We start from the raw sequence: 20744 nt of genomic DNA on the forward strand, positions 1-20744 counted from the left end.
GTATGCCGTATGCCGTGTCGCGCGATGCCTAGACGTCGCCGCCGAGGTAGGCCGCCTTCACCGCGGGATCGGCGGCCAGCTCCTTGCCCGAGCCCTCACGGACGATCTCGCCCGTCTCGAGGATGTAGGCGCGGTGCGAGCGCTTGAGCGCCTGCGCGGCGTTCTGCTCGACGAGCAGAACGGTCGTGCCCTGGCTGTTGATCTCGGTGACGATGTCGAAGATCTGCTGGATCAGCTTGGGAGCGAGACCCATCGACGGCTCATCGAGCAGCAGCAGCTTCGGCTTGGCCATGAGGGCGCGCCCCATGGCGAGCATCTGCTGCTCGCCACCCGACATCGAGCCGGCTGCCTGGTTGCTGCGCTCCTTGAGCCGGGGGAACAGCTCGAAGACCCGCTCGAGGTCGTCCTTGACGGCCTTCGTCTTGCGGTCGGGTCGGGCGTAGGTGCCCATCTCGAGGTTCTCCATCACGCTCATGCCGACGAAGCAGCCGCGGCCCTCGGGGGACTGCGAGATGCCGAGCACCGGTCGCTCGTGCGACGGCGTGTGCGTGATGTCCTTGCCGTTGAACATGACCGAGCCGGCGCGCACCGGTCGGAGGCCCGACACGGTCTTCATCGTCGTCGTCTTGCCCGCACCGTTGGCGCCGATGAGGGTGACGATCTCACCCTCGTCGACCGTGAAGCTGATGTCGCGGATGGCCTCGATGCGCCCGTAGTTGACGCACAGGCCGTTGACCTCAAGAAGCATCTTCCTCATCAACTCCCAGGTAGGCGGCGATGACCGCCGGGTTGTCGCGGATCTCCGCGGGCGAGCCCTCGGCGATCTTGCGGCCGAACTCGAGCACGACGATCCGGTCGGTCACGCCCATGACGAGCTTCATGTCGTGCTCGATGAGCAGCACCGTGTAGCCCTGGTCGCGGATGGTGCGGATCAGCTCCATGAGCTTCGCCTTCTCGGCCGGGTTGAAGCCGGCGGCCGGCTCGTCGAGACAGAGCAGCTGCGGGCTGGTGGCCAGCGCCCGCGCGATCTCGAGCCGGCGCTGGTCGCCGTAGGGGAGGTTGCGCGCGAGCTCGTCGGCCTTGCCGTCGAGCCCCATGAAGGTGAGCAGCTCCATGGCCCTGGCATGGCCCTGCGCCTCCTCGCGGCGGTGCTTCGGCAGGCGGAACATCGCCGAGACGACGCCGGTGCTGTGGTGCGCGTCGACGCCGACGAGCACGTTCTCGAGCGCCGTCATGTTGGCGAACAGGCGGATGTTCTGGAAGGTGCGCGCGATGCCCAGCTTGGTGATCTGGAACTTGTGGCGCTTGCCCAGCGGGTTGCCGAGGTAGCGGATGGCACCCGACGTCGGCTGGTAGACGCCGGTCATGACGTTGAAGCATGTCGTCTTGCCGGCACCGTTGGGGCCGATGAGTCCGAGGATCTCGCCCTTGTTGATGTGGAAGCTGACCTCGTTGAGGGCGACGACTCCGCCGAAGCGCAGCGTCACGTCTTCGACCTCGAGCAGCTTCTCACCCTCGGCGACCTCGGGCACTCCGATGTCGTCGGGCGTGATGTCGACGTCGGGGTTGATCTCGGTCACCTCGTCGGCCGGGTCGGCCAGCGGCGCCGTCGCGTCCCCGTCCGGTGTCGTGGTCGGTCGGGTGGTGACGTCGTCACGGGCGGCCTCCGTGGGCTCCGTTGAGATCTCCGTGGGTCCTGTCGAGGGCGTGGGCTCTGCGGGGGAGTCGGGCCGGTTCGGGTCTCTTGCCTCAGGCACTGGCTTCTCCTTCCTCGAGGACGGCTTGTCTGGCGTCGGCACGCTTGGCACGAACGGTGCGGCGCGGGGGCAGCAGGCCCTGCGGACGGAAGATCGCCAGCAGCATCAGGGCCAGGCCGAAGACCAGGACGCGGAAGTCGGCGAACTCACGGAAGCGCTCCGGGAAGTAGCTGACCACGATGGCACCGAGGATGACGCCGATGCGGTTGCCCGCACCGCCGACGACGACGGCCGCGATGAAGAGGATCGACAGGAGCAGCTCGAAGCTCTGCGGGTTGATGAACCCCGACTTCGTCGCGAAGAGGGCACCGGAGAGACCGCCGATCGCCGCGCCGAGGGCGAAGGCGAGCAGCTTGAACCGGAAGGTCGGCACACCCATGAGCTCGGCGGCGTCCTCGTCCTCTCGGGTGGCTTCCCAGGCACGGCCGACGCGGCTGCTCTTGACGAGGACGTCGAAGAGGAGCACGAGCCCGATGATCCCGAGGGCGAGCCAGTAGTAGGGCACGAAGTCGGTGATGCCGAACTTGAGGAACGTGGAGGTCGTTCCGAGATCGACGACCGGGGCGCCCGAGCTCCAGTCGAGGCTCGGCACCTCGAACAGCTCGACACCCGGAGGCTTCGGGATGTCGGAGATGCCCTGGGCGCCGTTGAGCCATTGCGAGTTGATCAGGGTCAGGCGCACGATCTCGCCGAACCCGAGCGTCACGATGGCGAGGTAGTCACCGCGGACCCGGAGCGTCGGCGCACCGAGGATGACGCCGGACAGCATCGCGATGGCGATGGCGATGGGGACCACGACGACCCACGACAGCTTCGCGTGCTGGGACGTCAGGACGCCGACCGTGTAGGCGCCGATGGCGTAGAAGCCGACGTAGCCGAGGTCGAGCAGACCCGCGTAGCCGACGACGATGTTGAGTCCCAGCGCGACCAGGACGTAGGTCGCGACCGTGAAGAGCACACCACCGAAGTCCGACCCCTCGGTCGTGATGAGCGGGATGTTGAGCAGCGGCAGCATGAAGAGGAAGACGGCGAAGAGGACCCAGAGGACGATCTTGACGGCCTTGGGCAGTCCGTTGACCCGCTCCTTGAAACCGGGCCTGGACGTGGTGCGTACGGCGGCGGACGACTTCGCGGCGCTCATGCGCGGGCCTTTCCGAGGGACTCACCGAGCAGGCCGGTGGGTCGGAAGAGCAGGATGAGGACGAGCAGGACGAAGGCCACGACGTCCTTCCACTGCGTGCCGACGACGGCGGAGCCGTAGTTCTCGGCCAGGCCGAGGATGAACCCGCCGAGCAGGGCGCCACGCAGGTTGCCGATGCCGCCCAGGACGGCTGCGGTGAACGCCTTGACGCCGAGGATGAAGCCGGCGTCGTAGCGCGTGATCCCGATCTTGAGCATGTAGAACACCGCGGCCGCTCCCGCCATGATGCCGCCGACGAGGAACGTCACCTGGATGACCCGGTCGCGGTTGACGCCCATGAGGGCGGCGGACTCGGGGTCCATCGCGACGGCGCGGATGCCGCGACCGAGGCGCGAGCGCTTCACGAACTGGTCGAGGATGACCATGATCGCGATGGCGCCGACGATGACGATGATGTCGACGTTCGTCACGTGGTAGTCACCGATGGGGAACACGCGCACGGGCTGGATGATCGACGGCATACCCGTGTTGTTGCGCGAGTTGCGCACGTAGTCACGCAGGCTCTCGTCGAGGCCGACCCACGCAGCGACCCGGCTGCGGAGGCCCATGAGCTCGGAGAGCACGAACGACGCACCGATGGCCGAGATGAGGGCGATGAGCGGCGGTGCGTTGCGCTTGCGGAGCGGACGGTAGGCCACCCGCTCGAGGAGGACCGCGATGAGACCGGAGAAGGCCATGGCGGCGACGAACATCATGGCGACCCAGAAGACCACCTGACCGACGCTGCCGCCGGGCTTGCCGCCGAGGGCGACGACCACCCACAGCGCGGCGAAGGTGCCGTACATGAACACCTCGGAGTGGGCGAAGTTGATGAGGCGCAGCACGCCGTAGACGAGCGTGTAGCCGAGGGCGACGAGCGCGTAGACGGCGCCGATCGTGAGACCCGTGATGGTGAAGCTGAAGAAGTTGTCCAACAGGTACTGCATCCAAGACCTCCTGGGCCGGGGAGCGGAGGGCAGATCAGGCGCGGGCGTCAACCGAGAGGGGCGGTCGGAGCCTACTGCTCCGACCGCCCCCCATCGATGATGTCGGCGTTACTTGATCTCGCCGGCGGGGACGATCTTGCCGCCCTCGACCTTGTAGGCGTAGACCTTGATGTCGGCCGACTCGCCCTTGGAGTCGAACTTCAGCTGCTTCGTGACGCCCTTCTTGTCGTAGGACTTCACGAAGTCGACCATGCTCTTGCGGTCCTTGCCGGCGGCGATGCCGTCGAGCAGGATCGTGGCGGAGTCGTAGCCCTCACCCGAGTAGGTGTTGGGGTCCTCGTTGAACTTGGCCTTGTACGCGTTGAGGAACGTCGGGTCGACGTCCGCGGGAACGCACGGGCAGGTGATGATGGTGCCCTCGGCGGCAGCGCCTGCGTTCTGCGGGTAGTCGGCGCTCTTCACGCCGTCGGCGACGACGAACGTGCCCTTCCAGCCGGCGTCGCGCAGCTGCTTGATCATCGGCGCGGCCTCGGGCGAGTACCCGCCGAAGAAGAGGGCGTCGGCGCCCGAGCTCGTCACCTTGGTGACGGAGGCGCTGAAGTCGGTCTGCTTCACCTGGATGGTGTCGTTGCCGACCACCTGCGAGCCGAGCGTGGACCGCACGATGTCGGCCAGGCCCTTGCCGTACTCGGACGCGTCGTCGATGACGAAGGTCTTCGTCGACTTGACGGTGTCCTTGATGTACTTGGCGGCCGCAGGGCCCTGGGTGTTGTCGTTGCCGAGGGCGCGGAAGAAGGTCTTCCAGCCGTTGTCGGCAAGCTTCGGGTTGGTCGCGGACGGCGTGATGGTCACGAGACCGGCCTCGTTGAACGCCGGGTCGGCGGCCTTGGACTCACCCGAGAAGGCGGGGCCGACGATGCCGACGACCTTCTTGTCGTCGATGGCCTTCTTCGCGAGGGCCGGGGCCTGCGTCGGGTCGCCCTGCGAGTCGTAGTTCTCGAGGGTGACCTTGCAGTCGGCGTGCTTCTTGTTGTAGTCGTCGAGCGCGAGGTTCACGCCGTTCTGGATGTAGATGCCCAGGTTGGCGTTCGGCCCGGTGAGCGCACCGAACATGCCGATCTTGAAGTCCTGGCACGCCGCCGCGCCGCCGTTGCCGCTGGCTGCCGGGGTGTCGCCGCCCTTGGTGCCACATGCACCGAGGGCAAGAGCTGCGACCGCGAGCGGCACAGCGAACTTGAGGGTGGAACGCACGGGTGTCCTCCTGATGTCACACTTCCCTCGGTCGAGGGCTGAGTCGGAGACTAGGCCCAACCCAGTGCGGAAATCATCAGGAACTCGCGATCGGTGACCGTGTCGTGACCTACACGGCGGTCATGCCGGACGATTTGCGGCGAGTCGGGCCTCAGGAGGCCGGGAAGCCGTTGATGACGGCCTCGGCGACCTCTTTCATCCCGAGCCGGCGGTCCATGGCCGTCTTCTGGATCCAGCGGAACGCGTCGGCCTCGGAGAGCTTCAGCTGGTTCATCAGGACCCCCTTGGCGCGGTCGACGAGCTTGCGGGTCTCGAGGCGCTCACCGAGGTCGGCGATCTCGGCCTCGAGGGCCTTGAGCTCGTGCCACCGGGACGTCGCGATGTCGATGGCGGGGCGCAGGTCGTCGGCCGTGAACGGCTTGACGATGTAGGCCATGACGCCGGCGTCGCGGGCCCGCTCGACGAGCTCGGTCTGGGAGAACGCGGTGAGCATGATGACGGGGCAGAGCTTCGCCTCGTGCAGCTGCTCAGCGGCGGAGAGGCCGTCGAGCACCGGCATCTTGACGTCCATGATGACGAGGTCGGGCTTGACCTCCTTGGCCAGCTCGACGGCCTGCTCGCCGTTGCTCGCCTGGCCGACGACGTCATAGCCCTGCTCGCCGAGCATCTCGACGAGGTCCAGACGGATGAGCGCTTCGTCCTCGGCGACGAGGATGCGCGTGGCGCCACTGGTCGGTGCTGCCGGAGCCGCTGTGGTGGCGTCGTCGGAGACAGCCTCGGGAGCGGCAGGGGTGGGGGCGGGCTTCGGCGTCGTGCTCTCGTCTGTGCTCACGGGCAAAGCCTAGCCGGGGCCAGGTTTCGGGCGCGTTTCGGGACCGTCAAGCGCCGCAGCGCCGGCCGCACTGTCGGCGCAGGGTCATCGTGTGGTGCCGAGGGCGGGACTCGAACCCGCACGACCTTGCGGCCAGAGCATTTTGAGTGCCCCGTGTCTGCCATTCCACCACCCCGGCGGTAGTGCCGCGCCAGCATACCCACGGATGCACACCGCGCCCGAGTCGACGGCCGCGGTGGCCGTGGCGCCGTGACCGCACGGACGGCCGGCGAGCACGCAGGCCTCGAGCGGCCGACGGGGCGGCGGCTCAGCCCGTGACCTCTTCGGGCCGGTAGGCAGGGGCGGCCCGGTTGACGGCGTCGCCGATGCGGTGCACGCGCAGCGCGTTGGTGGAGCCGGGGATGCCGGGAGGCGAGCCGGCGACGATGAGGACGCGGTCGCCCTCGGTGACGCGACCCTCGGGGATGAGCTTGAGGTCGACCTGCATCGCGAACTGGTCGGTGTGGTGCATGCGCGGCACGAGGTAGGTCTCGACACCCCAGGTGAGCGAGAGCTGCGAGCGGACGCGCGGCTCGGACGTGAAGGCCAGCATCGGCAGCCGCGGGCGCAGCCGCGCCATGCGGGTTGCCGACCCACCGGTCTCGGTGAACGTGATGAGGAACTTCGCGCCCACGACGTCGCCGATCTCGACAGCGGCCTTGCTCACCGCTCCCCCGACGGTCTTGGGGTTGGTCGTCATGCGGACGATCTTGTCGAAGCCGTGCTCCTCGGTGGACTCGATGATGCGCGCCATCGTGCGCACCGAGTCGATCGGCCAGGCACCCACCGACGTCTCGCCCGAGAGCATGAGGGCGTCGGCGCCGTCGAGGACGGCGTTGGCGGCGTCGGAGGCCTCGGCGCGCGTCGGACGGGGGTTCTCGATCATCGACTCGAGCACCTGGGTCGCCACGATGACGGGCTTGGCCTCGCGGCGGGCGAGCTCGATGGCGCGCTTCTGGACCAGCGGGACGTCCTCGAGCGGCATCTCGACGCCGAGATCACCGCGGGCCACCATGATGCCGTCGAACGCCGCGACGATGCCCTCGAGGTTGTCGACGGCCTGCGGCTTCTCGATCTTGGCGATGACGGGAACGCGCGTGCCGAACTCGTCCATGATCGCGTGCACGTCGGTGATGTCGTCGGCGGAGCGCACGAACGACAGGGCGATCATGTCGACGCCGAGCCGCATCGCGAAGCGGAGGTCTTCGCGGTCCTTGTCGGACAGCGCCGGCACGCTGACGGCGACGCCGGGCAGGTTGATGCCCTTGTTGTTGCTCACCTCGCCGCCGACGACGGTCTCGGTGAGCACGTCGGAGTCGTCGACGGAGATGGCGCGGAGCATGACCTTGCCGTCGTCGATGAGCAGGACGTCTCCCGGGCTGACGTCACCGGGCAGGCCGGCATACGTCGTACCGACGACCGTGTCGTCGCCGTCGACCTCGCGGGTCGTGATGGTGAAGCGCTGGCCCTGGGTCAGCGTGACCGGGCCGTCGGCGAAGCGGCCGGTGCGGATCTTGGGGCCCTGCAGGTCGACGAGGATGCCGACGGCGCGACCGGAGCTGTCGCTGGCCGCGCGGACGTCGCGGTAGACCTGCTCGTGGACCGAGTGGTCACCGTGCGAGAGGTTGAGACGGGCCACGTCCATGCCCGCGTCGACGAGGGCACGCAGCTGGGTGGGAGAAGAGGTCTTGGGTCCGATCGTGCAGACGATCTTGGCGCGACGCATGGTTCAACCTTATGGGTGCTGTGACGTGGGTCACCACGGGGGTTCGACCCGTGGGACGACCACGTACGGATTCCGTTGTGGCGGTGGGAGATCGTGAGACAACAGTGCCCGTATGCCGTGTCGTCGGGGTGACGGCACGGCATACGGGCGGGTGCTGCAGTCCGATCAGACGGTGAGCGGACGGTCGGTGGGTGCCACCGGCCGGGGCAGGGCGCTCGAGCCGGTCAGCCAGGCGTCGACCCCGGCGGCGGCGGCCCGGCCCTCGGCGATGGCCCACACGATGAGCGACTGGCCGCGGCCCGCGTCGCCGGCCACGAAGACGCCCGGCACGGAGCTCATGAAGTTCTTGTCGCGGCGGACGTTGCTGCGCTCGTCGAGGTCGACGCCGAGCTGCTCGACGACCCCCGGTCCCTGCGGGCCGAGGAAGCCCATCGCGAAGAGCACCAGCTGCGCGGGGATCTCGCGCTCGGTGCCCGGCTTCGGCGTGAGCCTGCCGTCGACGAGCTCGACCTCGGTGAGGCGCAGCGCGGCGACGTTGCCGTCGGCGTCGCCGACGAACTCGGTGGTGCTGACGGCGTACACCCGCTCGCCGCCCTCCTCGTGCGCGCTCGCGACGCGGTAGAGCATCGGGTAGGTCGGCCACGGCTGGCCCGCGGGGCGGTCGTCGCCGGGCTGCGGCATGATCTCGAGGCTCGTCACCGACGCTGCGCCCTGGCGGTGCGCGGTGCCGATGCAGTCGGCGCCGGTGTCGCCACCGCCGATGACGACGACGTGCTTGTCGGTGGCCAGGATCTGGCCCTCGACCTGCTCTCCCAGCGCGGCCCGGTTGCCCTGCGGCAGGTAGTCCATCGCCTGGTGGATGCCCCCGAGCTCACGGCCCGGCACGTCGAGGTCGCGCGGCACGGTGGCACCGAGCGCCAGGACCACGGCGTCGTAGCGGTCGCGCAGCTGGCGGCCGGTGATGTCGACGCCGATGTCCATGCTGTTGCGGAACCGGGTGCCCTCGGCCTGCATCTGCGCGAGACGTCGGTCGAGGACCGACTTCTCCATCTTGAACTCGGGGATGCCGTAGCGCAGCAGGCCGCCGGGCTTGTCGGCGCGCTCGAAGACGGCGACGGTGTGACCGGCGCGGGTCAGCTGCTGGGCTGCCGCGAGACCGGCAGGGCCGGAGCCGACGACCGCGACCGTCTTGCCCGAGAGCCGCTCGGGCGGCAGCGGCTTGACGAGGCCCTCGTCGAAGGCGCGCTCGATCGTCGTGACCTCGACCTGCTTGATCGTCACGGCGGGCTGGTTGATGCCGAGCACGCAGGCCGTCTCGCACGGCGCCGGGCAGAGCCGGCCGGTGAACTCCGGGAAGTTGTTCGTCGCGTGCAGGCGCTCGATGGCGTCGGACCAGTCGCCGCGCCAGGCGAAGTTGTTCCACTCCGGGATGAGGTTGCCGAGGGGGCAGCCCGAGTGGCAGAACGGGATGCCGCAGTCCATGCAGCGTCCGGCCTGGCGCTGCAGCTGCCCGAGCTGCTGCTCCTCGTAGACCTCCTTCCAGTCCCGGATGCGGACAGGGACGGGGCGGCGGGTCGGGAGCTCACGCTCGCGGGTGGTGAGAAAGCCCTGGGGGTCAGCCACGGGAAGCCTCCATGATCCGGTTCCACACGTCGGGTCCGTCGAGGTCGAGGCCCTGGGCCTCGGCCTCGGCACGGACGTCGAGGACACGTTGGTAGTCGCGAGGCAGCACGAGCGTGATGCGGTCGCGGGCGGTCGCCCAGTCGTCGAGCAGCCCGCGGGCGACCGGCGACTCGGTCCACCGCGCGTGGCCCTCGAGCAGCTCCCTGAGCGGCGCCTCGTCCTCGTCGCGCAGGGGCATCAGGTCGACCATCTCGGGGTTGACGAGCGCCGGGTCGAGGTCGAGGACGTACGCGACGCCACCCGACATGCCGGCCGCGAAGTTGCGTCCGGTCGGGCCCAGGACGACGGCCGCCCCGCCCGTCATGTACTCGCAGCCGTGGTCGCCGACGCCCTCGACGACGGCGTGGGCGCCCGAGTTGCGCACGCAGAAGCGCTCGCCGACGATGCCGCGCAGGAAGAGCTGGCCGGTCGTGGCGCCGTAGGCGATCACGTTGCCGCCGATGACGTTCTGTTCGGCGACGAGCGCCGCGTCGCGGTGCGGGCGCACGACGACGCGACCGCCGGACAGGCCCTTGCCGACGTAGTCGTTGGCGTCGCCGAAGAGCTGCATCGTCACCCCTGCCGGCAGGAACGCGCCGAAGGACTGGCCGCCGGAGCCCGTCATCGTCAGCTCGATGGTGTTGTCGGCCAGACCGTGCGGGTGTGCCTTGGTCACGTGGTGGCCCAGCATCGTGCCGACGGTGCGGTTGACGTTGCGGACCGCGATCTCGGTGCGCACCTGCTCGCCGCTCTCGATGGCGGGCAGGGCCCGGCTCAGCAGCTCGTTGTCGAGCGCCTTGTCGAGGGCGTGGTCCTGCGTCGCGGACTGGTAGAGCGTGCCGCCGCTCGGGTTGTCGGCCACGGCGAGGATCGGGCTGAGGTCGAGGCCAGACGCCTTCCAGTGCGCGATGGCCTTGTCGAGGTCGAGGCTGCCGACCTGCCCGACGGCCTCCTCGATGGAGCGGAAGCCGAGGGAGGCCAGGTGCTCGCGGACCTCCTCGGCGATGTACTCGAAGAAGGTCTCGACGAACTCCGGCTTGCCCGAGAAGCGCTGGCGCAGCTCGGGGTTCTGGGTCGCGATGCCGACGGGACAGGTGTCGAGGTGGCAGACGCGCATCATGATGCAGCCCGACACGACGAGGGGCGCGGTGGCGAAACCGAACTCCTCGGCGCCCAGCAGGGCGGCGATGACGACGTCGCGTCCGGTCTTGAGCTGGCCGTCGACCTGCACGACGATGCGGTCGCGCAGCCCGTTGAGCACCAGTGTCTGCTGCGCCTCGGCGAGACCGAGCTCCCACGGCGCCCCGGCGTGCTTGAGCGAGGTGAGCGGGCTCGCGCCGGTGCCGCCGTCGTGGCCGGAGATCAGCACGACGTCGGCGTGCGCCTTCGACACTCCGGCGGCGACGGTGCCGACGCCGATCTCGGCGACGAGCTTGACGTGGATGCGCGCGGACGGGTTGGCGTTCTTGAGGTCGTGGATCAGCTGCGCCAGGTCCTCGATCGAGTAGATGTCGTGGTGCGGCGGCGGCGAGATGAGGCCGACACCCGGCGTCGAGTGCCGCGTCTTGGCCACCCACGGGTAGACCTTGTGGCCGGGTAGCTGGCCGCCCTCGCCGGGCTTGGCACCCTGCGCCATCTTGATCTGGATGTCGTCGGAGTGCGTGAGGTAGAGGCTCGTCACGCCGAAGCGGCCGGAGGCGACCTGCTTGACCGCCGAGCGGCGCTCGGGGTCGAGCAGGCGGTCGATGTCCTCGCCGCCCTCGCCGGTGTTGGACCGGCCACCGAGGCGGTTCATGGCGACCGCGAGCGTCTCGTGCGCCTCCTTGGAGATGGAGCCGTAGCTCATCGCCCCGGTGTTGAAGCGCTTGACGATCTCACTGACCGGCTCGACCTCGTCGATCGGCACGGGCAGCCGGCCCGTGACGCCGGTGGGGCGGAAGCCCATCAGGCCGCGCAGCGTCATCAGGCGCGAGGTCTGGTCGTCGATGCGCCCGGTGTACTGCTTGAAGATGTCGTAGCGGCGCTGGCGCGTCGAGTGCTGGAGCCGGAAGACCGTCTCGGGGTCGAAGAGGTGCGGCTCGCCCTCGCGGCGCCACTGGTACTCCCCGCCGACCTCGAGCACCCGGTGCGGCTGCTGGACGCCGTCGGTGGGGTACGCGCGAGCGTGGCGCTCGGCGGCCTCACGGGCGATGACGTCGAGGCCGACGCCGCCGAGCTGGCTCACCGTGCCGGTGAAGTAGCGGTCGACGAGGGCCTGCGAGAGGCCGATGGCCTCGAACACCTGGGCGCCGCGGTAGGAGGCGACGGTCGAGATGCCCATCTTCGACATGACCTTGAGCACGCCCTTGCCGAGCGCCTTGATGAGGTTCTTGACCGCCTTCTCGGCCGTCACGCCCTCGATCTCGCCGGCCCGGACGAGGTCCTCGACCGTCTCCATCGCGAGGTAGGGGTTGACCGCGGCCGCGCCGTAGCCGATGAGCAGCGCGACGTGGTGCACCTCGCGGACGTCGCCGGCCTCGACGAGCAGGCCCACCTGGGTGCGCGTCTTCTCGCGGATGAGGTGGTGGTGCACCGCGGCCGTCAGCAGGAGTGACGGGATCGGCGCGAGGTCGCGTCCGGAGTCCCGGTCGGAGAGCACGACGAAGCGCGCCCCGCGACGGATCGCCTGCGAGACCTCCGCGAAGATCTCGTCGAGCCGGTCGCGCATGGCGGCCGCCCCGCCGGTGACGTCGTAGAGGCCGCGGACGACGTGCGTGGCGTAGCCGGGCAGGTCGCCGTCGGCGTTGATGTGCACGATCTTCGCGAGCTCGTCGTTGTCGATGACCGGGAAGTCGAGCACGAGCTGGCGGGCGTGCGACGGCGATGCCGACAGCGCGTTGCCCTCGGGCCCCATGTAGGTGCCGAGCGAGGTGACGAGCTCCTCACGGATCGCGTCGAGCGGCGGGTTGGTGACCTGCGCGAACAGCTGGGTGAAGTAGTCGAAGAGCAGGCGCGGCCGCGAGGACAGCACGGCGATGGGAGTGTCGGTTCCCATGGAGCCGAGGGCCTCTCCGCCGGACCTGGCCATCGGGGTGAGCAGGATGCGCAGCTCCTCGGCCGTGTAGCCGAAGGTCTGCTGGCGCCGCGCGACGGACGCGGCCGTGTGCACGATGTGCTCGCGCTCGGGGAGGTCCTCGAGCCGGATGAGTCCGGCGTGCAGCCACTCGGCGTAGGGCTTGGCGGCGGCGAGCTGGCTCTTGATCTCCTCGTCGCTGACGATGCGACCGTGCTCGGTGTCGACGAGGAACATCTTGCCGGGCTGCAGCCGACCGCGCTGGACGATCGTCTCGGGCGCGAGCTCCAGCACCCCGGACTCGGAGGCCAGGACGACGAGCCCGTCGTTCGTCACGGTGTAGCGCCCGGGCCGAAGGCCGTTGCGGTCGAGCACGGCGCCGACCAGCGTGCCGTCGCTGAAGCAGACGTTGGCCGGGCCGTCCCACGGCTCCATGAAGGTCGAGTGGAACTCGTAGAAGGCCTTGCGGGCGGGATCCATCGTGGCGTGGTTCTCCCACGCCTCGGGGATCATCATGAGCACGGCGTGCGGCAGCGAGCGGCCGCCGAGGTGGAGCAGCTCGAGCGCCTCGTCGAAGCTCGCCGAGTCGGAGGCGTCGGGGGTGCAGATCGGGAAGAGCCGCTCGAGGTCGCCCGGGATGATGTCGGACGTCAGCAGGCTCTCGCGGGCGTGCATCCAGTTGCGGTTGCCCTTGACGGTGTTGATCTCGCCGTTGTGCGCGATGAGGCGGTACGGGTGCGCGAGCGGCCACGACGGGAAGGTGTTGGTCGAGAAGCGCGAGTGCACGAGCGCCAGCTCGGTGGCGAACGTCGGGTCGGACAGGTCGGGGAAGAACGGCTCGAGCTGGCCGGTGGTGAGCATGCCCTTGTAGATGATGGTGCGCGAGCTCAGCGAGGCGAAGTAGACGTCGACCTCGTGCTCGGCCCGCTTGCGCAGGCAGAACGCGAGCCGGTCGAGCCCGAGGGCGACCTGGCGGCCGATGGCGCTGCTGACGAAGAGCTGCTCGAAGGCCGGCATGCAGTCGCGGGCGACGGCGCCCACGAGCTCGGCCTCGACGGGCACCTCACGCCAGCCGAGCACCTTGAGGTTCTCGGCGACGGCGAGCTCCTCGATGCGCGTCTTGGCGGCCGCCCGCTCGGCGGGGTCGCGTGGGAGGAAGGCGAGCCCGGCGGCATACGCCCCGCTGTTGGGCAGCGTGAAGGGCACGTTGGCCCGGAAGAAGGCGTCGGGGATCTGCGTGAGGATGCCGGCGCCGTCACCGACGGACGGGTCGGCGCCGGTGGCGCCCCGGTGGTCGAGGTTGCGCAGCGCCGTCAGGGCGTGGTCGACGATGTCGTGGCCCGCCGTCCCCCGCATGGTCGCGATGAGGGCGACGCCGCAGGCGTCGTGCTCGAACTCGCGTCGGTAGAGGCCGGAGCTCTCCGGGTGCGCGCTGAAGAGGGCGCGGGTGCGGGTGTGCGGCGACATTTCACCGTCCTTCTGCTGGGACCTGGCCGCGACCGCGACCGGCCACACGACATGACTCAGGGCATGTGGACGGCGCTGGCCACAGGCTTGCTGGACGACGATATCGGAGAGGCCGCTCGTCCTACCTGTTGATACGGCGGATTCCGAATCGTGAGACGCCGTGCTCACCGCTGAGCGGTCACCCGGGCGGCGGTCGCCTCAGGACTGGGCCGAACGGTCCGCCTCGGACGCGGCAGGAGCGGTGCCGTTTGACGCGTCGGCGCCGTCGCCGACCGAAGGATCTTCGGCGGCCCCGGCAGCGCTCTCATGGTCGGCTGGGTCGGCGGGTGCGGCGCCGGCCTCGTCGGCGTGGTCGTCGGCACTCGCGAGGGTCGGCGCGGGCGGCTGCTCCATGCGGCCGAAGTGTCGCCACAGGTAGACGCCGAGCAGGAAGACGAGGATCGAGACCCAGGTGTTGACCCGCTGGCCGAGGATGAGGTTGGCCGAGTCGGTGCGCATGTTCTCGATGACGATGCGCCCGACGGGGTAGCCCATGACGTAGGCGGCGAAGACCTGGCCGGACCGTGGCGTGTGACGGCGACCGAGCCAGATGAGGAACGCCGCGAGCACGAGGCACCACAGGGCCTCGTAGAGGAAGGTCGGGTGGAAGAAGCCCTTGACGACGGGGTTGCCCTGCGCGTCGAGCACCGCGCGGCCGGCGGAGGTGTCCCACTCGTAGATGCGCAGCTTCCAGGGCAGGTCGGTGGGCGCGCCGTAGATCTCGTTGTTGAACCAGTTGCCGAACCGGCCCATCGCCTGGGCGATCGCGAGCCCCGGGGCGGCAGCGTCGACGAAGTCGCGGAAGGCGACGCCGTTCTTGCGGCAGCCGATCATGGCACCGAGGGCCCCGAGCGCGACCGCGCCCCAGATGCCGAGGCCACCCTCGTAGATGGCGAAGGCCTTCCACGGGTCACCCCCCTCACCGAAGTACGGCTGGGGCGTGGTGATGAGGTGGTAGAGCCGCCCACCGAGGATGCCGAACGGGACCGCCCAGGCCGAGATGTCGATGGCGATGCTCTTGCGGTGCCCGCGAGCCTCGAGACGCCGCTGGGTCAGCCACACCGCGACGACGATGCCCGCGAGGATGCACATGGCGTAGCCGCGGATCGGCAGCGGCCCGAGGTGCCACACACCGACGCTGGGTGAGGGGATCTCGGCGGGGAACACGACCCCCAGTGCCGGCACCGCGCCGAGCAGGCTCACGGTCGACCCCGGCGTACGCCGTCAGCCAGCTCGCGGGCCAGGGTGCCGAGCGCGTCGAGGCCCTTCTCGTCGGAGTCGGCCTCGGTGAGGCAGCGCACGAGGGCCGAGCCGACGATGACGCCGTCGGCGAACCGCCCGACCTGCGAGGCCTGCTCACCGGTCGAGACGCCGAGCCCCACGCACACGGGCAGGTCGGTGTGCTCGCGGGTGCGCGACACGAGCGCGTCGGCGGCCTCGCCGACGCTGGCCCGGGCCCCCGTGACGCCCATGACGGCTGTCGCGTAGACGAATCCACGGCTCGCTGACGTGACGGCGGCGAGACGCTCGGGTGTGGAGCTGGGAGCGACGAGGAAGACCTTGTCGAGGTCGTTCGCGTCGGCGGCCGAGATCCACGGACCCGCCTCGTCGGGGATGAGGTCGGGGGTGATCAGACCGGCGCCGCCGGCCGCCTTGAGGTCACCGGCGAACCGGTCGACCCCGTAGCGCAGGACCGGGTTCCAGTAGGTCATCACGAGCGCACCGGCGCCCGCGTCGGAGACGGCCCGGGCGGCGATGAAGATGTCGGAGAGGCGCACCCCGCCGGCGAGCGCGCGCACCGCGGCGTCCTGGATGACGGGGCCGTCCATGACCGGATCGCTGTAGGGCACGCCGATCTCGACGATGTCGACACCGGACTCGACGAGGACCCGCATCGCGGCGATGGAGCCCTCAACCGTCGGGAAGCCGACGGGCAGATAGCCGATGAGGGCCGCGCGACCCTCCGCACGGCACTTCTCGAGGATGGGACCGACACTCACAGCTGCTCCCCCACGCCCTTGGCGCCCGGATCGTCGGGCAGGCGGGTGCCGCCGTCGTCGTCGATGAGGCCGAACCACTGGGCGGCCGTGTGGACGTCCTTGTCGCCGCGACCCGAGAGGTTGACCAGGATGACGGCCTCGGGGCCGAGCTCACGGCCGAGCTTCACGGCGCCGGCAAGGGCGTGCGCGCTCTCGATCGCCGGCAGGATGCCCTCGGTGCGCGAGAGGAGCGAGAACGCCTCCATGGCCTCGACGTCGGTGATGGGGCGGTACTCGGCCCGACCCGTCTCGAGCAGGTGCGCGTGCTCGGGTCCGACGCTGGGGTAGTCGAGTCCGGCCGAGACGCTGTGCGACTCGATGGTCTGGCCGTCGTCGTCCTGCAGCACGTAGGTGTAGGCGCCGTGCAGCACGCCGGGGATGCCCGATGCGAACCGTGCCGCATGCTTGCCCGACTCGACGCCCTCTCCCCCCGCCTCGAAGCCGACGAGGCGCACGGACGCGTCGTCGATGAACCGGTGGAAGATGCCCATCGCGTTGGACCCTCCGCCGACACAGGCGCAGACCACGTCGGGCAGGCGGCCGACGAGGTCGAGCACCTGCTGCCGGGCCTCGACGCCGATGACGCGGTGGAAGTCACGGACCATCTCGGGGAAGGGGTGGGGGCCGGTCACCGTGCCGAGCACGTAGTGGGTCGTCGAGACGTTCGCCACCCAGTCGCGGAAGGCCTCGTTGACGGCGTCCTTGAGCGTCTTGCTGCCGTTGTCGACCGGCACCACGGTGGCGCCGAGCAGCCGCATGCGGGCGACGTTGAGCGCCTGGCGCTCGGTGTCCTTGCGGCCCATGTAGACGACGCACTCGAGCCCGAGGAGCGCGGCCGCCGTGGCCGTGGCCACCCCGTGCTGGCCGGCGCCGGTCTCGGCGATGACCCGGGTCTTGCCCATGCGCTTCGTGAGCAGCGCCTGGCCGAGGACGTTGTTGATCTTGTGCGAGCCGGTGTGGTTGAGGTCCTCGCGCTTGAGGATGACCCGCGCGCCGCCGCAGTGCTCGGCGAAGCGCGGCACCTCGGTGATGATGCTCGGCCGGCCGGTGTAGGTGCGCTGGAGGCGCTCGAGCCCGCCGACGAACTCGGGGTCGACGACGGCCTTGCGCCACACCTCCTCGAGCTGCTCGAGCGCTGGGATGAGGGCCTCGGGGACGTAGCGCCCACCGAAACCGCCGAACCGGCCCTGAGCCGGTGCCTTGGACGTCGTCATGCTCACTCCTGGTCGGCACCGGCGCGCGCGGCGGCCGCTGCCTCGATGAACGCACGCACGGCGTGCTCCGGCGCGCCGTCGCGCACGAGAGCCTCGCCGACGAGCACGGCGCCGGCCCCGGCGCGGACGTAGGTCACGACGTCGTCGGGACCGGTCACGCCGCTCTCGGCCACGCCGACGACGCCGTCGGGCACGCGAGGCAGCAGGTCGGTGACGGTGCGGGGGTCGACCTCGAGGGTCTTGAGGTTGCGGGCGTTGACCCCGACGAGCACGGGGTCGAGCGCGAGTGCCCGATCGAGCTCGGCGGAATCGTGTACCTCGACGAGCGCGGTCATGCCGAGCTCACCGGCCTGCTGGTGCAGGTCGTGCATGAGCGCGTCGTCGAGCCCGGCCACGATGAGCAGCACGAGGTCGGCGCCGTGCACCCGGGCCTCGGTGACCTGGTAGGGGTCGACCATGAAGTCCTTGCGCAGCAAGGGAGTTCGCACAGCCGCACGCACCTCGTCGAGGTCGGCGAGGCTGCCCGAGAACCGGCGCTGCTCGGTGAGCACGCTGATGGCGCTCGCTCCCCCGGCGGCATACGCCATCGCGAGACGCCCCGGCTCGGGGATGTCGGCCAGGGCACCCTTGCTGGGACTCGAACGCTTGACCTCGGCGATGACCGCGACGCCCTCGGCGGAACGGATGCCGGGCATCGGGTCGAGCGCCGGGGCCACGGAGCCGAGGCGTGCCTCGAGCTCGTGGAGCGGCAGGGTGGCGCGACGACGCCCGAGATCCTCGCGGACGCCGCTGATGATCTCGTCGAGAACGGTCGGCACTGCGCTCAGCTCTTGCCGAGGGTCTCGACACCCGCCTCGTCGGGCGCGTCGATGACCGAGCCGGCCTGGGCGTGGTGCCCGTTGCCGCCGTAGCCGGCCATCGACAGGACCTTTCCGGCGACGACGCCGGCCACGATGACGACCGCCCCGACGATGCCGAGGGCGAGGCTGGGGATGACGACCGCGACCGACGCGATGGCCGTGCCGAGCAGGATGACCCCGACCCCCGTCCAGGCGGCGGTGCTGTGACCGTGGTCCTCGTGCTGCTCTTCCATGGCGTCCTCTCGGTTCCGGTCGGCTCCACGCCCGTGCGGGCCGACGCTCCTCATTCTGTCAGGTCTCGTCAGGGGCGTCGCGCAGGGTCGGGTCGTGACCCTCGCTGAGCTCGTCCCACGTCGTCCGAACCTCTCCGCGGGGCCCGCTGGCCGGCTTGGCTCCACGTTCGTAGCGCCCCGACAGGCCCGCCCAGGAGCGGCTCGAGATGGCCGTCAGGGCGGCGCCGACGGCCAGCAGGACGGCCGCCGCGACAGCGAGCCAGGCCCAGACCGTGCTGGTCCCCGTGGCGGTCGGCGCCGTGGTGCGGGCCAGCTCCCGCGCCACCGCGTCGGCGACCGTGGTGACCGGGCGGAGGGCGACGAACAGCGTCATGAGGGCGGCCCCGACGGCCGAGAGCACCATGACGCCGGCCGAGACCGCGCGGATCACGCGACCACCGGTCATCAGGCCGAGCAGGGCGATGACACAGACGGCGCAGAGCCCCACGACGCCGGGCGCCGCCGCGCCACCGCTCACCTCGGTGACGGCGCGGCTGAGCACGTCGCGGGACTCGCCGCTCGTCCACGTGCGCGTCGTCAGGCCGAGCAGCAGCACGGCGGGGACGAGGACCACGAGGGTGGCCCGCTTCTTGTCGAGAACGAGTGCCCTCATGCGCGGTGGTTTCCCAGCGGTCGCAGGCCACCAGCGGCGGCGACGGCCCGCAGCGCGGCGGCGGCCTTGTTGACCGTCTCCTCGAACTCCAGGTGCGGCACCGAGTCCGCGACGATCCCCGCGCCGGCCTGCACGTGTGCCTGGCCGTCCTTGATGAGGGCTGTGCGGATGGCGATGGCCATGTCCAGATCGCCGGCGAAGTCCAGGTAGCCCACGACGCCACCGTAGAGCCCGCGGCGCAGGCCCTCGTAGTCGTCGATGAGTGCCATCGCCCGCGGCTTCGGCGCTCCGCTCAGCGTGCCCGCCGGGAACGTCGCAACCAGTGCGTCGTAGGCGCTCTGGCCGTCACGCAGGTCACCCACGACGGTCGACTCGATGTGCATGATGTGGCTGTAGCGCCGGATCGACATGAAGTCGACGGTGTCGACGGTGCCGGCCCGGCAGATGCGCTGGAGGTCGTTGCGGGCGAGGTCGACGAGCATCAGGTGCTCGGCGCGCTCCTTGGCGTCGCCGAGCAGCTCCTCGGCGAGGTGCGCGTCGTGGTCGGGGCTCTTGCCGCGCGGACGCGAGCCGGCGATGGGGTGGGTGATCGCCTGTCGGCCGGTGACCTTGATGAGGGCCTCAGGGCTCGAGCCGACGATGTCGTACGACGAGCCGTCGGGGTGGGGCAGGCGCAACAGGTACATGTAGGGGCTGGGGTTGCTGACCCGGAGCGCCCGGTAGACGTCGAGCGAGTCGGCAGCGCACGGCACGGTGAAGCGCTGCGAGACGACGATCTGGAAGGCCTCGCCCGCGCGGATCGCCTCCTTCGCCTCCTCGACCATCTCCTCGAACCCGGCCTGGCTGTGGCTGCTCGTCGGGTCGCTCGGCACCGGCTCGATGGTCGCCACCGTGCTGGCCGCAGGTGCCGCCAGCTCGTCGGTCATCCGGTCGAGCCTGGCGACGGCGTCGGCCCAGGCGTCCTCGATGCGGTCGTCGGTCGCGTCGTGGTTCACGGCGTTGGCGACGAGCAGCAGGGAGCCGTCGCTGTGGTCGAAGACGGCGAGGTCGGTGGCGAGCATCATCGCGACCTCGGGCAGCCCCAGGTCGTCGCGGCCGTGGTCGGGCACCTTCTCCCAGTGGCGCACGGCGTCGTAGGTGATGGCGCCGACGAGCCCGCCCGTCAGCGGAGGAAGCCCCGGCGTACGCGGTGTGGCGAGCGCGGCGACCGTGTCGCGGATCGCTGCCGTCGGGTCTCCGTCGACGGGCAACCCGACCGGCGGCTCGCCGATCCAGTGGGCCTGGCCGTCGCGCTCGGTCAGCGTGGCGGCACTGCGGGCCCCGACGATCGAGTAGCGGGACCACACGCCGCCGTGCTCGGCCGACTCGAGCAGGAAGGTGCCGGGCGCGTCCTTGGCGAGCTTGCGGTAGACGCCGACCGGCGTCTCCGCGTCGGCGAGCACCCGGCGTACGACCGGGATGACGCGGCGGTGCTCGAGCGCGAGCTCGGTGAAGACCTCGAGGCTCGGCCACGTGCGACCCCAGGTGAGGTCGGCGTGCGGCGCGGGAGCGGGCGGGGTCGTCGTATCGGGCACGGGGCCATTCTGGCCCACGCATGGACGCCCGGTTCCGAGGGTTCCGTCAGCCGGGCGGCGATGCCGACCCCGTGGCGCGGCCGTCAGAGACCGACGGTAGCCTCGCCCCGACATCCGCGCAGCACGAGTCCGGCCCCGCAATTCATTGCGACACAGGCGATTCCAGTGCCGCGGCTCACCGTGCGCCCCGCCCAGGCGCCGACCGGACCCCGAAGGAGAC

At 70.3% G+C, this 20744-nt stretch carries 16 protein-coding genes and 1 tRNA gene; all 17 read right to left on the reverse strand.

Features of this window, described 5'->3' with window-relative positions; all coding sequences use genetic code 11:
* Positions 1–28: 28 nt before the first annotated feature.
* Positions 29–748 carry an ABC transporter ATP-binding protein gene (locus AC1DE0_RS14040; protein WP_478101759.1) on the reverse strand — a complete coding sequence of 240 codons (720 nt, stop codon included), beginning with the start codon at positions 746–748 and terminating at the stop codon, positions 29–31.
* Complete coding sequence (locus tag AC1DE0_RS14045; RefSeq protein WP_478101761.1) at positions 738–1571, reverse strand: ABC transporter ATP-binding protein; 834 nt, start codon at positions 1569–1571, stop codon at positions 738–740. The genes AC1DE0_RS14040 and AC1DE0_RS14045 overlap by 11 nt, the downstream gene beginning before the upstream one ends.
* Before the next feature lie 178 nt (positions 1572–1749).
* Positions 1750–2898 carry a branched-chain amino acid ABC transporter permease gene (locus AC1DE0_RS14050; protein ID WP_478101536.1) on the reverse strand — a complete coding sequence of 383 codons (1149 nt, stop codon included), beginning with the start codon at positions 2896–2898 and terminating at the stop codon, positions 1750–1752.
* The gene (locus tag AC1DE0_RS14055; protein ID WP_478101538.1) at positions 2895–3884 is read right to left on the reverse strand and encodes a branched-chain amino acid ABC transporter permease; all 990 of its coding nucleotides are present in this window, start codon (positions 3882–3884) and stop codon (positions 2895–2897) included. The genes AC1DE0_RS14050 and AC1DE0_RS14055 overlap by 4 nt, the downstream gene beginning before the upstream one ends.
* 108 nt (positions 3885–3992) lie before the next feature.
* Positions 3993–5135, reverse strand: a complete 1143-nt coding sequence (locus AC1DE0_RS14060; RefSeq protein ID WP_478101540.1) for a branched-chain amino acid ABC transporter substrate-binding protein — start codon at positions 5133–5135, stop codon at positions 3993–3995.
* Positions 5136–5286: 151 nt separating this feature from the next.
* Positions 5287–5967 carry an ANTAR domain-containing response regulator gene (locus tag AC1DE0_RS14065; RefSeq protein ID WP_478101542.1) on the reverse strand — a complete coding sequence of 227 codons (681 nt, stop codon included), beginning with the start codon at positions 5965–5967 and terminating at the stop codon, positions 5287–5289.
* 92 nt (positions 5968–6059) lie between these two features.
* A tRNA-Leu gene (locus AC1DE0_RS14070) sits at positions 6060–6145 on the reverse strand.
* Positions 6146–6274: 129 nt separating this feature from the next.
* Entirely contained in the window at positions 6275–7732 is a 1458-nt protein-coding gene (pyk, locus tag AC1DE0_RS14075; RefSeq protein WP_478101544.1) for a pyruvate kinase, read from the reverse strand.
* A gap of 165 nt (positions 7733–7897) precedes the next feature.
* Positions 7898–9355 carry a glutamate synthase subunit beta gene (locus tag AC1DE0_RS14080; protein ID WP_478101546.1) on the reverse strand — a complete coding sequence of 486 codons (1458 nt, stop codon included), beginning with the start codon at positions 9353–9355 and terminating at the stop codon, positions 7898–7900.
* Complete coding sequence (gene gltB, locus AC1DE0_RS14085) at positions 9348–13913, reverse strand: glutamate synthase large subunit (protein ID WP_478101548.1); 4566 nt, start codon at positions 13911–13913, stop codon at positions 9348–9350. Before gltB ends, AC1DE0_RS14080 begins: the two co-directional genes overlap by 8 nt.
* A 198-nt stretch (positions 13914–14111) precedes the next feature.
* On the reverse strand, positions 14112–15155 hold the full coding sequence (gene lgt, locus AC1DE0_RS14090) for a prolipoprotein diacylglyceryl transferase (RefSeq protein ID WP_478101550.1): 1044 nt from the start codon (positions 15153–15155) through the stop codon (positions 14112–14114).
* On the reverse strand, positions 15152–15952 hold the full coding sequence (trpA, locus tag AC1DE0_RS14095) for a tryptophan synthase subunit alpha (protein WP_478101552.1): 801 nt from the start codon (positions 15950–15952) through the stop codon (positions 15152–15154). The genes lgt and trpA overlap by 4 nt, the downstream gene beginning before the upstream one ends.
* Positions 15949–17205 carry a tryptophan synthase subunit beta gene (gene trpB, locus AC1DE0_RS14100; protein ID WP_478101554.1) on the reverse strand — a complete coding sequence of 419 codons (1257 nt, stop codon included), beginning with the start codon at positions 17203–17205 and terminating at the stop codon, positions 15949–15951. Before trpB ends, trpA begins: the two co-directional genes overlap by 4 nt.
* Before the next feature lie 2 nt (positions 17206–17207).
* Positions 17208–18023, reverse strand: coding sequence for an indole-3-glycerol phosphate synthase TrpC (trpC, locus tag AC1DE0_RS14105; RefSeq protein ID WP_478101556.1), 816 nt, complete (start codon positions 18021–18023; stop codon positions 17208–17210).
* A 5-nt stretch (positions 18024–18028) separates the two neighbouring features.
* Complete coding sequence (locus tag AC1DE0_RS14110) at positions 18029–18298, reverse strand: HGxxPAAW family protein (protein WP_478101558.1); 270 nt, start codon at positions 18296–18298, stop codon at positions 18029–18031.
* 58 nt (positions 18299–18356) lie between these two features.
* Entirely contained in the window at positions 18357–18950 is a 594-nt protein-coding gene (locus AC1DE0_RS14115) for a Trp biosynthesis-associated membrane protein (protein ID WP_478101560.1), read from the reverse strand.
* Positions 18947–20524: an anthranilate synthase component I gene (locus AC1DE0_RS14120; RefSeq protein ID WP_478101562.1), complete on the reverse strand. Its 1578-nt coding sequence runs from the start codon at positions 20522–20524 to the stop codon at positions 18947–18949. Before AC1DE0_RS14120 ends, AC1DE0_RS14115 begins: the two co-directional genes overlap by 4 nt.
* Between the last annotated feature and the right edge of the window lie 220 nt (positions 20525–20744).

The sequence above is a fragment of the Terrabacter sp. 05T424 genome, from assembly GCF_056396225.1.

Bases quoted from the DNA above. Each gene is read 5' to 3' on its own strand.
- AC1DE0_RS14040 (WP_478101759.1), bottom strand. From the start codon at position 748: ATGCTTCTTGAGGTCAACGGCCTGTGCGTCAACTACGGGCGCATCGAG.
- AC1DE0_RS14050 (WP_478101536.1), bottom strand. From the start codon at position 2,898: ATGAGCGCCGCGAAGTCGTCCGCCGCCGTACGCACCACGTCCAGGCCC.
- AC1DE0_RS14055 (WP_478101538.1), bottom strand. From the start codon at position 3,884: ATGCAGTACCTGTTGGACAACTTCTTCAGCTTCACCATCACGGGTCTC.
- pyk (WP_478101544.1), bottom strand. From the start codon at position 7,732: ATGCGTCGCGCCAAGATCGTCTGCACGATCGGACCCAAGACCTCTTCT.
- gltB (WP_478101548.1), bottom strand. From the start codon at position 13,913: ATGTCGCCGCACACCCGCACCCGCGCCCTCTTCAGCGCGCACCCGGAG.
- trpB (WP_478101554.1), bottom strand. From the start codon at position 17,205: ATGACGACGTCCAAGGCACCGGCTCAGGGCCGGTTCGGCGGTTTCGGT.
- AC1DE0_RS14110 (WP_478101558.1), bottom strand. From the start codon at position 18,298: ATGGAAGAGCAGCACGAGGACCACGGTCACAGCACCGCCGCCTGGACG.
- AC1DE0_RS14115 (WP_478101560.1), bottom strand. From the start codon at position 18,950: ATGAGGGCACTCGTTCTCGACAAGAAGCGGGCCACCCTCGTGGTCCTC.